Source organism: Flagellimonas amoyensis (assembly GCF_003058265.1).
Classification (GTDB): Bacteria; Bacteroidota; Bacteroidia; order Flavobacteriales; family Flavobacteriaceae; genus Flagellimonas; species Flagellimonas amoyensis.
In genome coordinates, this window is the sequence record NZ_QBUK01000002.1 from 14,917 (window position 1) to 28,972 (window position 14,056).

The window sequence follows — 14,056 nt, forward strand, 5'->3', positions numbered from 1 at the left end:
TTAGAAAATTTTGAGTTTATGTTTTTCTTTGACTCATTAGCAAAGCTCTAAATCAATATGGTCTTTCAAAATATTTTCGAGTTGGTAATCAATATGGTACTCCGTTAATCTTTTGCCTGTCATTGTATTAATCCAATCCATCTCCTTTGCATTATACTTCCAGTTTTCAAATTCCTGAACTTCTTTGACGATACATGGAATTTTATCATTCTCGCCTAGCTTGAATCCAAAACATACTACTAATTGATGTTTATCACGGCTGTACCTCTTTCTCCGCAAAAGCAATGGTAAAGCCCCTTTTTAAGGGGCTTTTGTTTTTTAGGTGGCAGCCACTTGTCCATTCTCACCGAACATCTTCACAGGAATTCATTTCATTTTGCTATCTTTTCGTTAGTGTGGAAAATCCGTATGGATTTTGCACGTGTTAATTCGGCATGTACTTGCATAGTTAAGTGCTAACCCACGCAACTACTCATAGCCTAGACCGTTAGCTGTAACTCAAAAACGACCGTACAAACTTCAAGTAATGAATATAAAATTGAACTTAATTACTTTTTTCAACATATTGGTTTTATTGACCTCTTGTAACGGACAGATTCCAGAACGAAAAGCTAAAACAGAAAATATTGTAGAAGGCGATAAGGTAATGGAACTTGGTAAAAGTATAATGGTTATTTATCAAGATAAAAGGAATGTGTATTGGTTTGGCAGTTGGGAAACGGGAGTATATAAATACGATGGAAAAGAATTGGTCAACTACACCACCAAACACGGTTTGCTAAGCAATAGAGTTGATGAAATAAAAGAAGATACATTTGGCAATATTTATTTTTCCAGCGCAATCGTAACGGCTGAACTATCAAAGTTTAACGGAAAAACATTCACAACTTTGAAGGCAGTTCCCAGTGAAAACTGGAAACTTGAACCCACAGATATGTGGTTTAAAGATTCTTATGGAAATACGGGAAAAGTATATCGCTATGATGGTTCTACTTTATTTGAATTACAATTTCCCAGCCCTCCCAATTTGTCCAATCCATTTGATGTCTACAGCATTTATAAAGATAGAAAAGGAAATGTTTGGTTTGGCACCAACCCTGTTGGAGTATGCCGATACGATGGTAAATCATTTGAATGGATTACCGAAGAAGATGTAACGGAATTCCGTAACGAAGGTGCAAATGGAGTGCGTTCCATTACCGAGGACAAAAATGGTGACTTTTGGTTCAATACCGAATATCGTTATAGTGTTTACGACAGCACGACATTAAAAAGCAATAAATTTTACACAAGACACAAAAGTATAGGCGGTTTAGATGGAAAAATAGATAGCAATTTGGACGAGTATCTATCAACAGTAAGAGATGACAATAATGATTTATGGTTTGTGACCTATCTTGATGGTGTTTGGAAATATGACGGAACTTTAATTACACATTATCCCATTCAAGAAAAATCCAAACAGATTACTTTATTCAGCATATACAAAGACAATAACGGAGAACTTTGGCTTGGGACTCACGAAAATGGCGCTTATAAATTCAATGGAACAACATTTGAAAAATTCGTGAAATAACGACTGAAAAGCTACAGTTAACATTGTATAAGCGTTGACAACAAGCTGAAAATTGCCCTCAAGTTCCATTGGGACCATGACAATCACCGAAGGTGCCGTACTTTTTTATTATGCCCCTGCAACCATCTGATTCAAAAAGAATCTCCCTCATTCCCTTGTAGGTCCGGCCATATAGCTCTCCACAAATTGGATGAGTTCTTCTCCATGTAAGTTTTTGGCCAACACCCTACCCTCAGTGTCCAGTAGAAAGTTGGCGGGAATGGTTCTCAACCTCAGGGCATCCATCAACGGATTTTGGTCGCCCAACAAATGGGAAGCATGCAGCCATCTGTCGGCCCCATCTCTTTCCATGGCATTTACCCATGCCTTTTCGTTACTTTCCAACCCGTAGGCCAGTATCTGGAAATGATCGGGGCGGTACTTTTCCCAAAGAGGCAGGAGCACATTTCGGTTCTCGATACGGCAGGGAGCACACCAGGACGCCCAAACATCCAGAAGGACTAGTTTATTTCCTTTCAATACATCACCCAAAAGCAAAGTTTCGCCGTTTCGCATGGGAAATTCCAACTGCGGCATCAAATCGCCTTGCAATAGGGGCAAGTTGTCCTTGTCCGCTTTAAGGACCAATTCCTGCACCCAGGGATGTTCGGGATACAATGCGCCCCATTCTTGGGCCTGCGTGTACAAAAATTCGGCGACCCGCTCGTAATCCCCTTCGGGACTCACCCATCTGATGGCCAGCAGTGCGGCCAATAGCTCTTCAGTGCCGTTCGCAAACTCCATCAATTCGGATTGATAATGAAGCTTCTTCTTTTCCCGATCCAACAGTGCCTCATCTGCGTCACCAACACCGGAAGAACTTTCCATATATTCATTATAGGCCCGCAACCTCAAATCCCGCAGCCGTAATATCTCTGCATTTGCCCCTGATGGGGATTCCATGGACAAGCTGGCTTGTAGCCTATGGATGTCAGCCTTTATTTTTTGTCGCTCCCCTGTCTTCCAGACCAAGGGAAAGTAATTGTCGGTGCGGGGATCTTCGTTCGTCAACAGATTGGCATAGGCCACTCCCCTCTTTTGGACTGTCAGCACCAACAAAGTAGGGTTTTCCAAGGTGGGCAATCCAGAAAAGCTAAAATGGCCATCCTTGTCCACCACGGCCGAATCCAAAACACGGCCCACAAAGCTTTGGCCCACATCGCTCCACTTCTCGGGTTGGAGAAGGTATATTTTGGAATTCCATTCACTTCCATCGGAAAGATCCAACGTACCTGAAATCTGGGGAGGTTTTGAACAAGCTCCCATCAAAACGGTTAGGAAAACTACTAAGGGAAATACAAATCTCATGCTGTAAAATTACTGAATTACAGATTGCTTCACCCAACCTCTTCTTGATATAAAAGACCATTTAATAACAGTTAACGGTTATGCGAAGCTCTATTTTACGACCAAACGGTGTAATCACACACAACTTCTTCATGAAAACCAAACGAATTGCCTTTGCCCTGCTCCGGATCGTTCCCGCCATCATTCTATTGCAGACCCTTTATTTCAAGTTTTCGGCCGCCCCGGAATCGGTGTTCATTTTTGAAACATTGGGACTGGAACCATACGGCCGGACCGGGTTGGGGATTGTTGAACTCGTTACCGCGGTGCTCCTTCTTGTTCCCCGGACCACTTGGATCGGTGCGCTACTAGGTATGGGAATCATGGCCGGAGCCCTTTTCTCCCACATCACCACACTTGGGGTGGTGGTTCAGGATGATGGCGGAACCCTGTTCATGCTGGCCCTTATCACTTTTGTGTGCTGCTCGGCTTTGGCCTGGGTAGAACGAGGGCAGATTCCTTTCTTCAAAAGATAATGCACTCAAAGCATAGGGGCTTTGTCAAATTGAGGTTATTTTTAACCCCTCAAAAAAGAATACAATGCCTGAAAATTTGACCTGGAGCGATTTTATGAAAGTGGAAATGGTAGTGGGTACCATCCTATCGGCCGAGACGTTTGAAGAAGTGCGGAACCCTGCCTACAAAATGCTCGTTGACTTTGGCCCTTTGGGCCAGCGAAAAACATCCGCTCAGATCACCAAACTTTACCAACCTGATGAACTCATCGGAAAACAGGTCGTGGCCGTGGTCAACTTTCCTCCGAAACAGATTGCCAATATGATGAGTGAATGCTTGGTCTTGGGTGGCGTGGACGATAACGGTGAGGTGACCTTGATCCAACCGGAAAGACGTGTGGAAAACGGTACGCGGATCGGGTAATGAGCAACCTTATCCTTCTGCTCCATTGGCCCCGGACAACGATAAGGATTCATAGACCTTCTCCAAGATCTCAGGCTTGTCCGTGAGCACCACCAACCTGTCGTTTGCCTGCAATTCAGTTGAACCATTAGGGGTAAGGTAATTTCCGTCGCGCTCTATCATGGCAATGATGGCCTTTTTGGGGAAGTTGAGGTTCACGATCTTCAGTCCCACCGTGGGGCAACCTTCTTTTATGGCAATCTCCTTCATGATGGCCTTGGGATGTTCCGTGAGAAGTTCATCCGTGGGCGATAACGGCTTTACGTTTTCCGGCAGGCCCACATGCAGCCATTTGGCCACTAGGGACAGTGTGCTACCCTGTATGAGCACTGATGTCAGCGACACAAAGAACACAATGTTGAATATCGTGTTGGCCTTATCTATGCCCGCCAAGAGCGGATAGGTGGCAAAAACGATGGGTACAGCACCCCTCAACCCTACCCAGGAAATGTAGAACCTGCGCCTCAACTTCATCCGGAAGGGCAACAACGAGATGAGCACGGCCATAGGACGCGCCACAAAAATCAAAAAGAGGGAAATCATCAACCCTATTCCTATAAAAGGCACAATCTGCGAAGGAAAGACCAGTAGGCCCAATGTCAAGAAGAGGGCTATCTGCATCAACCAGGCCAGCCCATCGAACATCCGCATGATGGTCTTTTTGTGTATCAGGTTCTGGTTCCCCAGATATACCGAACAGATGTATATGGCCAAAAATCCGTTGCCTCCCACAAAGTCGGTCGCCGAAAAGGTTATGAACATCAGGGCGATGGTGAGTACGGGATAAAGTCCTTCAAAATCCAACTGGATACGGTTGATGATGATCTTGCTCAGCTTCCCGAAGAGAAACCCTGCAATACCACCGATCACCATTTGCATAAAAAATAGCGGTAGTACGGAAAGGATACTTTTCTCCGGTTCTTGTACCAACGACAGGAAAGCGATGGTCAGCACATAGGCCATGGGGTCGTTACTTCCGCTCTCCAGTTCCAATGTCGGTCTCAGGTTCTTTTTGAGGGCAAGGTTCTTTCCTCTCAGGATGGAGAACACTGCCGCCGCATCCGTGGAGGAAACAATGGCGCCCAGCAATAAACTTTCATACAGCCCAAAATCGGTGATCAAGTACACAAAATACCCCAAACCCACGGCCGTGAGCAAAACTCCCAAGGTGGAAAGGGCCACACCCTCTTTGAGTACGGGCTTCACCGATTGCCAGTTGGTGTCCAGCCCTCCTGAAAACAGAATGAAGTTCAGGGAGACCACGCCCACAAACTGGGCAATCTTGGGATTGTCAAAATAAATGCCGCCTATACCGTCCGATCCTGCCAACATCCCTATCGTCAAGAACAGCAACAGGGTGGGAACCCCAAAACGATAGCTGGTCTTACCGGCAATGATACTGATCAAAAGGAGCACCGATCCTATAAGGATGATGTTTTCTATGGTAATGTTCATATGTTCAGGATAGTGGCTGTAAAATGTACCAAACTATTTGTTCGGGCGTTTATCGAAATGGCTAATTTAATCGAATTTGACCGATTTATGGCCAGGATAGCCTTCCCTGATTAGGATAAAGTCCATTTGTTATAAATCTGGTTTTCAGTCGTCCATCGGCACAAAAAGTTCGTTTACTGGTATTTTAGAGTCTTTTCGTCTGTTAAATAGTTCAAATTTATTCGATGAAATGCACTTTTTAGTCGTTAAAAGTGAAAACCTATGAAAAATTGATAAGTATTTGCTTGGTTTCTTTTTGATCTTTGTCATGTATTAACCCCCAAATCTATACATCATGACACGATCTACAATTTACAGCCTACTTGTTTCAGGAATGATTCTTGCCACCCAAAGCACCTTTGGACAAATGGCAAAAGAAATGATAGATGAGAACATAAGCGGAGGTGTTTCCACCGTAGATGGTTATGTGCCCTCCATGTCTGTCACCAAGAATGGAAAAATTGCCTACTTCAGCAAAGCCACCTATCAGAAACCACTATATGGTGTGTTCTCCAAAAAAGAATTGATACACGAGATCTACCGTACGGAATACATCAACGGTAAATGGACCAATATCACCAAAATGGAAGTATGCCCTCAGCACTACTCCGCCAAGCACCCCACCGTTTCCGATGATGGAAAGCGACTGTTCTTCGCATCGAACATGAAAGGCAGTTATGGAAAATATGACATTTATGTGGCCGACATCAACAAAGATGGCAGTCTTGGGGTCTCCAAGAACCTAGGCCCAAAAGTGAACACCAAAGAGGACGAACTCTACCCTAGCATTTACAACGGCACCTTGCTGTTCTTCGCTTCCGAAGGACGTGACGGTTATGGCGGATTGGACCTGTATGCCACCCAAGTAGTACAGAACACCCTTACCCCTTCCGTTAACCTAGGAAACCACATCAACAGTGGCAGCGATGACTACGCCATACAGTTGAGCCCAGAAAAGAAATTGGGATTTGTAGTGTCCAACAGGGGCTACAACAACACCATATCACAATATACAGTGGCCTACGGACGCACTGAAAAACAAGATGACTACAAGGACATTGCCCAAAGCGACATTGATCTGCAGACCGCAATGAACGTAACATCTGAATACAAATACACAGATACCTCTTTCGAGGACAAATAACCTTGATCTGAACGACTAAAAAAATCGGTCAACTACCTGGTAAAGTGTCAACTGATGCGTTTCATAGCCGAGAATTCGAAACACTCATGACCATGATAAGAAAGACAGGGGGAACTGACAGTCTATCATAGAAAGCGGGTTGTATTATTTCAATCTGACCGATTTTTTCACCAAGAATAGGATGCTCTCAAAAGCATCCTATTTTTTTTATTTATACCATTGATATACAGTTTATTGAATCAAAAAAATCATATAAATCAAACTACTTTTGGATGATTTTGGAAGGTAGCCACAAGTGCATTTGAACGAAAAGAACTACAAAAAATTCTATCCAATGCGAAAAAATTCTACTTTAACTCTTGAAATAATACAATCCCAAATCTATTAGTCATGAAAAAAAACTACAACTCTCGGAAAAAAGGCATCCCCAAACCTCATTTGGATCCTCCTTTTTAAGAAGATAACCTACCTCTTCTAAACTTTATTTTTTGACCTGATCCCGATGGATCATACCCGGATTGAAAGTCCAGGAACGGGTCTGTATGGCACAAGCTTTTTGGTCGTCCAAGGGCTTGAACTTGCATATTGCACCCTTTTTTTACGCCTTTCAAACTGTGGAACGGGCTCTTTATGCCTTGTTGCAACCTTTAAATTCAAAGAAAATGTAAAAATTGTCAATCCCCCCAAATCTTTCTTATCATGAAAACTAACATCTTAAAAATTGCCATCATCGACAACGATGTGGCACTTGACCCTATTTATCGGCTTTATTTCAGTGAAAATGTCGGGTATGAACTCCACGGGATCTACAAATCCGTACACGAACTCCTGTCGAGCTTTGGCCGTTCGCATCCAGATATCATCATTTGCGAGGCCCAACTCAACGGTATTTCGGGAATAGATGGCCTGGACTATTTCCTGCGAAAAAATGAAGAGCTCAAAGTACTGATGATGAGCAAAAAAAATGATTTCAAACTCATCAAGGAAGCCTTTAAAAAGGGTGCTTCGGGCTATCTTGTCAAACCATTGACCAAGGAGAGGTTCTTCAATGCATTGGAAGCCCTGCACCTGCATGGTGTGGCCCTGGAGCACGATGTGGCCAAAAAGATCATCAACTCGTTCCAAACGAAGAGCTTTGAATCGTTCTCCCGAAAGGAAAACCAGATCATAGAACTGCTCACCCAAGGTTTCACCTACAAGATGATTGCCGATAGGCTCTGTGTAACGCCCAGCGCGGTGAATTTCCACATCCAGAACATCTACGTCAAACTGAATGTGAACTCCAAGTCGGAGGCATTGCAAAAGTTAAAGGAAATGGAGATACGACAGCTGAATGCGGCTTAACCTTGTTTTGACCAAAAAACAAAAGGCCCCGACATAAATGTCGGGGCCTTTTTTGATTATTTGATGTGGAATAATTATTTCACTTCCTCGAAATCAACGTCTTCAACGTTGTCACCTTCCTTGGCTCCTCCTGCTGCGCTATCCGCTCCAGCAGAAGCACCTGCACCATTGGCCTGTGCCGCATCGGCTTGGGCCTTGTACATTTCCTCGGAAGCGACTTTCCAAGCTTCGTTGATCTTGTTCAACGCAGGCTCAATAACCGCCAAATCCTTGCTCTCGTAGGCCTTTTTCAATTCTTCCAAAGCATCCTCGATGGGCTTTTTCTTGTCATCCGACAATTTATCGCCAAACTCCTTCAACTGCTTTTCAGTCTGGAAGATCATACCATCGGCCTCGTTCAACTTATCTGCGGTTTCTTTCGCTTTTTTGTCCGCTTCGGCATTGGCTTCAGCTTCTGCCTTCATCTTTTTGATCTCTTCCTCGGTCAAACCGGAAGACGCCTCGATACGGATATCCTGGGTCTTGTTCGTGGCTTTGTCCGTCGCAGAAACCTTGATGATACCGTTTGCATCGATATCAAAAGTTACCTCGATTTGAGGAGTACCCCTTGGCGCTGGTGGAATGCCGTCCAAGTGGAACCTACCAATGGTCTTGTTGTCCGCTGCCATGGGACGTTCTCCTTGCAACACATGGATTTCAACCGAAGGTTGGTTGTCTGCCGCAGTAGAGAACACCTGCGATTTCTTTGTTGGAATGGTGGTGTTGGACTCGATCAATTTGGTCAATACACCTCCCATGGTCTCGATACCCAAAGAAAGTGGGGTAACGTCCAACAAGAGTACATCCTTCACATCCCCGGTCAACACACCTCCTTGGATAGCGGCACCTACGGCCACAACCTCATCAGGGTTCACCCCTTTGGATGGTTTTTTTCCGAAGAATTTCTCAACCGCCTCCTGAACCGCAGGAATACGGGTGGAACCCCCTACCAAGATGATCTCATCGATATCGCTTTTGGAAAGTCCGGCAGATTTCAATGCAGTCTCGCAGGGAGCAATGGTCCTTTTCACCAAATCGGCAATCAATTGCTCAAACTTGGCCCTTGACAATGTTCTCACCAAGTGCTTTGGTCCTGAAGCTGTTGCCGTTACATAAGGCAAGTTGATCTCTGTTTGGGCAGAAGATGACAATTCAATTTTTGCCTTTTCTGCAGCTTCACGCAAACGCTGAAGGGCCATGGCGTCTTTTCGAAGGTCCATATCCTCGTCCTTCTTGAATTCCTCTGCCAACCAATCAATGATTTTTTGGTCCACATCGTCACCTCCCAAGTGCGTGTCACCATCTGTGGCCAATACTTCGAACACACCATCTCCCAACTCTAGGATGGAAACGTCGTGCGTACCACCCCCAAAGTCGAATACCACAATCTTTTGATCGGTATCTTTTTTATCGAGACCGTAGGCCAAAGAGGCAGCTGTTGGCTCGTTGATGATTCGCTCCACGGTAAGTCCAGCGATTTCACCGGCCTCTTTGGTAGCTTGTCTTTGGGAATCGTTAAAATACGCAGGAACGGTGATTACCGCCCTGGTTACATCTTGTCCCAAGTAGTCCTCGGCAGTTTTCTTCATTTTTTGAAGAATCATGGCCGATAGTTCTTGTGGGGTGTACAAACGACCATCGATATCCACCCTTGGGGTGTCGTTGTCACCTTTTACCACTTTATAGGGCACCCTATCCGCTTCCTTTTGCGATTCGGAGTATTTGTTCCCCATGAATCGCTTGATGGAATAAATCGTTTTGTGGGGATTGGTCACCGCCTGTCTTTTAGCTGGGTCACCTACCTTGATCTCACCGCCTTCCACAAAGGCGATCATGGATGGGGTCGTGCGCTTACCTTCGGCATTTGGAATCACCACAGGTTCGTTTCCTTCCATTACAGAGACGCAGGAGTTGGTCGTACCCAAGTCTATACCTATAATTTTGCTCATCGTATCTAAAAGTTATATCTGTTTAAAAATTATTTTTTGTCCTTGGTCATGAAGTGTCAATGATTATGCCATGGGCAAGAATATGACAAGGTGTCAGCTAATTGAATCTCCCCTGCGAAAAGAGCTGTTCCATTACCCACAAAATAGGTGTCCCCTTGGTCGGATATTCGCCATTTATATCATATTAGCTTCCTATATTTGAAACCGCAATCGTTACCTATGGAATGTATCAGTGTGTTTGACATGCTCAAGATCGGGGTGGGACCTTCCAGTTCACACACCCTTGGCCCTTGGCGGGCAGCGGAACGTTGGATCGGCGAACTCAAGGAACAACAGCTTTTTAATCAGGTACAGACCGTTTCCGTTTCCCTCTACGGCTCCCTCTCCCTCACTGGAAAGGGGCATGCCACGGATATTGCCGTGGTCATGGGGCTGCTGGGCACGGACCCCCAGACGGTTCCCATTGACAGTATTTCAGGAAGTATTGACAGGGTAAAGACAGAAAACCTCCTGAATCTTTCCGGTGAACGCAACATTCCTTTCCATTTTGATAAAGACATCGTCTTCAAAAAGGAATTTCTGCCCTTCCATGCCAATGGTATCCGATTTGAGGCACAGTTGAAAGACGGCACATCGGTTTCAGAAACCTATTATTCCATAGGCGGAGGATTTGTGGTGAAGGAAGAGCTCATCCATTCCAAAGAGAACAAAGAAACGTTCCAGACTTTCCCCTATCCCGTAACGACCGGCAGCGAACTGCTCCAGTTCTGCGAAGCGGAAAACAAATCCATTTCAGAAATTGTACTGGTGAACGAACTTTCGCTACGAACAGAAGCCGAAATCAATGAAGGCATCCAGCGCATTTGGGACACCATGTTGGAAAGCATGTACGTGGGCTGTCATACCGAAGGGAAACTGCCCGGAGGTCTGAACGTGAAGCGAAGGGCCTTTGAAATGCACCAAAAACTCAAGGGAGACATCCCCTACTCCAATCCACAGGAATGGCTGGAAAGCATTAGGGAGACAGAGGTGAAATTCCGACAGATCATCAAATGGGTGAGCTGTTTTGCCCTCAGCGTCAACGAAGTGAACGCTTCCCTCGGACGCGTAGTGACCGCTCCCACCAACGGGAGTGCCGGAGTCATTCCCGCCGTGTTGATGTACTATATGGTGATTGAAAACCATGACGCCAACTTTGACGATATCCGCCAGTTTCTTCTGGCAGCCAGTGAAGTGGGCAGTATTTTCAAAAAAGGGGCCACCATATCCGCTGCCATGGGCGGATGTCAGGCAGAAATAGGAGTCTCATCGGCCATGGCCGCCGCAGGATTGACCGAGCTCATGGGTGGCACCCCCGAACAGGTGCTCATGGCGGCAGAGATTGCCATGGAACACCACTTGGGACTTACCTGTGACCCCATTGGGGGATTGGTGCAGGTGCCTTGCATCGAACGGAACGCCATGGGGGCCATCAAGGCCATCAACGCTGCGGAACTGGCACTGGACAGCGACCCCAAAGAGGCCAAAGTACCCTTGGACAAGGTGGTCAACACCATGTGGGAAACTGCAAAGGACATGAGTTCCAAATACAAGGAAACTTCCGAGGGAGGCTTGGCCGTAGGTGTGTTTTTGAGTGATTGTTGATGGTGCCCATGAATTTTAAACACAAATGAGACCATAAACCTAACAATTATATAAAATGACTAAACTTCAAACCATTACTCTAGGATTTGTGCTACTCTTCTCCAGTTTATCCTTTGCACAGGATACAAAGCCAGAAGAAGTCAAAAACATCATGAAAAAGGTGGCGGATTGGCAAATTGAACACTTTCGGGATGCTTTCACCTATGAAAATCCCCATCATCCACTTGACTGGACCAACGGAGCTTTATATGTTGGAATGGTGAAATGGGCCGAAATGGCAGAGGACGACACCTATTATGTATGGCTAAAAACCATTGGGGAGTTGAATGACTGGAAATTGCACAGCCGGACCTATCATGCCGATGACCATACCGTGGGACAATTTTATCTGGACCTCTATAAAAAATTTGGAGACAAAAAAATGTTGAACCCTACCCAAGAGCAGTTCAACTTTATACTATACCATCCGGCCAACACTTCCCTGAAATGGCAAAGCCCGTACCACCAATCCCGTTGGAATTGGTGCGATGCACTCTTTATGTCCCCTCCGGTTTGGGCAAAATTGTACAACATTACGGGAGAGCTGAAGTATCTGGATTTCATGATGACCGAGTTCAAGGCCACCACCGATTTTCTTTTTGATAAAGATGAAAATCTATACTATCGTGATGAAAGTTATATGGGAAAACTTGATAACGGCACCAAGATATTTTGGTCACGGGGCAACGGATGGGTCTTTGCCGGATTGGCCAATATCATGAACGAATTGGACCCTAAAAGTGACGAGTATCAATATTTCAAAGGTCTTTTTGAAAAAATGGCCGCTAAACTTTTAAAAATTCAGACACCTGAAGGGCATTGGGCCATGAGCTTATTGGGACAGGAATTTTATCCAACCCCAGAAACAAGTGGCACTTCATTTTATGTCTATGGCCTTGCTTGGGGCATCAATCATGGCATTTTGGATAAAAAAACCTACGGTCCTGCCGTTGATAAAGCCTGGAAGGCATTGGTGGGCCATGTCAACAAGGAGGGTATGCTCGGCTATGTACAGCCCATCGGTGCAGCTCCCGGAAAAGCGTGGCCAGACAAAACTGAAGTGTACGGCGCAGGAGCGTTTCTCAGTGCTGGCACAGAGGTTTATAAATTGTATGGCGGCAAGTAATGATTAGTCTTCCAAACAACCTTCCTTACCCCTGGTGTCGATAAGGTAGATGATCTTCCATTCCCCATCAAAATTGACAAGTTGGAACGAATTGATGCCGCAATGGCTGAAATTCCCATTGAGCCAAAACTCATACCCAACCCATGCATTGGCCATGGTACGGTCCACTTGGATGGAAAATGAGGTGAGTTTTTCTTCGTACTGGATGCTGTCTGGAATGCTGATGATGGATTTGATGAACTTTGAAAATTCCTCCGTCCGGAACATGGTCTTTCCCGCAGGATTTCTTCCGGTGGTCTGCAGCACCACTTGATCGGCAACAGTGGAATTGATGATGGTGGAATCTTGCTTGTGGAAGCCCTCAAAAAAGGTCTCTATCACTTTCTTTACCGCTTCTTTTGAGGCAACATCAGATGCGTCGGATACTTGGGCCTGCACGGAAACACCCAAAATCAACAGTGCCATAAGGCAGAACAGCTTTCCCATTCGTTAAGTTTTTTGATTGAAGTCCAAATTAAACAAATCTGCTTACATTTAACCGCTAAAGAAGAACATAATGTCTGTTGTAAAAAAAGAATACAAAAGAATCACGGTGAAATCCTTGGTGGAAATGAAACAGAACGGCGAGAAGATCAGTATGCTCACCGCTTATGACTATTCCATGGCAAAGATCGTGGACGCAGCCAACATCGACGCTATTTTGGTGGGCGATTCCGCCAGCAATGTAATGGCCGGCCACGAGACAACCCTTCCCATCACCTTGGACCAAATGATCTACCATGCCTCTTCCGTGGTCCGCGCCGCAAAAAGGGCCTTGGTGGTCGTGGACATTCCTTTTGGAAGCTATCAAAGTGATTCCAAGGAAGCCCTGCGCTCCGCCATCCGGATCATGAAGGAAAGTGGCGCCCATGCCGTTAAGGTGGAAGGTGGCAGTGAGATCAAGGAATCCGTTGGCCGTATTCTTCAGGCCGGCATACCCGTGATGGGACACTTGGGCCTTACCCCACAGTCCATCTACAAGTTTGGGACCTATACCGTTAGGGCCAAGGAGGAAGAAGAGGCCCAAAAACTGAAGGATGACGCCAAACTGCTCGAAGAACTGGGCTGTTTTGCCATTGTTCTGGAAAAAATTCCCGCCCAACTGGCCAAGGAGGTCGCAGAAAGCGTTTCCATTCCCATTATCGGTATTGGAGCTGGCGGCCATGTGGACGGACAGGTCTTGGTCGTGCACGATATGCTGGGCATGACCCACGAGTTCCACCCAAGGTTCCTGAGACGCTATTTGAATCTATATGATGAAATGAGCAATGCCATCTCCCAATATGTGGACGATGTGAAACGCAAGGATTTTCCCAACGAGGAAGAATCGTATTGATTCAATGTTCAATTAACAATAA

12 protein-coding genes are annotated in these 14,056 nt (G+C 45.5%); 8 read left to right on the forward strand and 4 right to left on the reverse strand.

What is annotated here, in order from left to right:
• Positions 1-526: 526 nt before the first annotated feature.
• Positions 527-1,576, forward strand: coding sequence for a ligand-binding sensor domain-containing protein (locus DB398_RS02545; protein ID WP_108422851.1), 1,050 nt, complete (start codon positions 527-529; stop codon positions 1,574-1,576).
• A gap of 147 nt (positions 1,577-1,723) precedes the next feature.
• On the opposite strand, the gene DB398_RS02550 is transcribed toward DB398_RS02545, so the two are convergent.
• Complete coding sequence (locus DB398_RS02550) at positions 1,724-2,881, reverse strand: TlpA disulfide reductase family protein (protein ID WP_159076288.1); 1,158 nt, start codon at positions 2,879-2,881, stop codon at positions 1,724-1,726.
• Between the two features lie 173 nt (positions 2,882-3,054).
• On the opposite strand from DB398_RS02550, the gene DB398_RS02555 reads away from it, so the two are divergent.
• Both DB398_RS02555 and DB398_RS02560 read left to right on the forward strand, forming a co-directional pair.
• On the forward strand, positions 3,055-3,438 hold the full coding sequence (locus DB398_RS02555; protein WP_108422853.1) for a DoxX family protein: 384 nt from the start codon (positions 3,055-3,057) through the stop codon (positions 3,436-3,438).
• A gap of 64 nt (positions 3,439-3,502) precedes the next feature.
• The gene (locus DB398_RS02560; RefSeq protein ID WP_108422854.1) at positions 3,503-3,841 is read left to right on the forward strand and encodes a tRNA-binding protein; all 339 of its coding nucleotides are present in this window, start codon (positions 3,503-3,505) and stop codon (positions 3,839-3,841) included.
• 9 nt (positions 3,842-3,850) lie between these two features.
• Here DB398_RS02560 and DB398_RS02565 read toward each other — a convergent pair whose 3' ends face one another.
• Positions 3,851-5,335 carry a potassium/proton antiporter gene (locus tag DB398_RS02565; protein WP_108422855.1) on the reverse strand — a complete coding sequence of 495 codons (1,485 nt, stop codon included), beginning with the start codon at positions 5,333-5,335 and terminating at the stop codon, positions 3,851-3,853.
• A gap of 334 nt (positions 5,336-5,669) precedes the next feature.
• Here DB398_RS02565 and DB398_RS02570 point away from each other — a divergent pair, with 334 nt between their 5' ends.
• Both DB398_RS02570 and DB398_RS02575 read left to right on the forward strand, forming a co-directional pair.
• Positions 5,670-6,518 (forward strand): TolB-like translocation protein, encoded by an 849-nt coding sequence (locus tag DB398_RS02570; protein ID WP_108422856.1) that lies wholly within the window; start codon positions 5,670-5,672, stop codon positions 6,516-6,518.
• Between the two features lie 699 nt (positions 6,519-7,217).
• Complete coding sequence (locus DB398_RS02575; protein ID WP_108422857.1) at positions 7,218-7,862, forward strand: response regulator transcription factor; 645 nt, start codon at positions 7,218-7,220, stop codon at positions 7,860-7,862.
• 74 nt (positions 7,863-7,936) lie between these two features.
• Here the strand turns inward: DB398_RS02575 and dnaK are convergent, their stop codons facing one another.
• Positions 7,937-9,850, reverse strand: coding sequence for a molecular chaperone DnaK (dnaK, locus tag DB398_RS02580; protein ID WP_108422858.1), 1,914 nt, complete (start codon positions 9,848-9,850; stop codon positions 7,937-7,939).
• Positions 9,851-10,069: 219 nt separating this feature from the next.
• On the opposite strand from dnaK, the gene DB398_RS02585 reads away from it, so the two are divergent.
• The gene (locus DB398_RS02585) at positions 10,070-11,494 is read left to right on the forward strand and encodes an L-serine ammonia-lyase (RefSeq protein WP_108422859.1); all 1,425 of its coding nucleotides are present in this window, start codon (positions 10,070-10,072) and stop codon (positions 11,492-11,494) included.
• A 55-nt stretch (positions 11,495-11,549) separates the two neighbouring features.
• Entirely contained in the window at positions 11,550-12,659 is a 1,110-nt protein-coding gene (locus DB398_RS02590; protein WP_108422860.1) for a glycoside hydrolase family 88/105 protein, read from the forward strand.
• 3 nt (positions 12,660-12,662) lie between these two features.
• Here DB398_RS02590 and DB398_RS02595 read toward each other — a convergent pair whose 3' ends face one another.
• On the reverse strand, positions 12,663-13,145 hold the full coding sequence (locus tag DB398_RS02595) for a nuclear transport factor 2 family protein (RefSeq protein ID WP_234416004.1): 483 nt from the start codon (positions 13,143-13,145) through the stop codon (positions 12,663-12,665).
• A gap of 70 nt (positions 13,146-13,215) precedes the next feature.
• On the opposite strand from DB398_RS02595, the gene panB reads away from it, so the two are divergent.
• The gene (gene panB, locus DB398_RS02600; protein WP_108422861.1) at positions 13,216-14,034 is read left to right on the forward strand and encodes a 3-methyl-2-oxobutanoate hydroxymethyltransferase; all 819 of its coding nucleotides are present in this window, start codon (positions 13,216-13,218) and stop codon (positions 14,032-14,034) included.
• Positions 14,035-14,056: the final 22 nt, after the last annotated feature.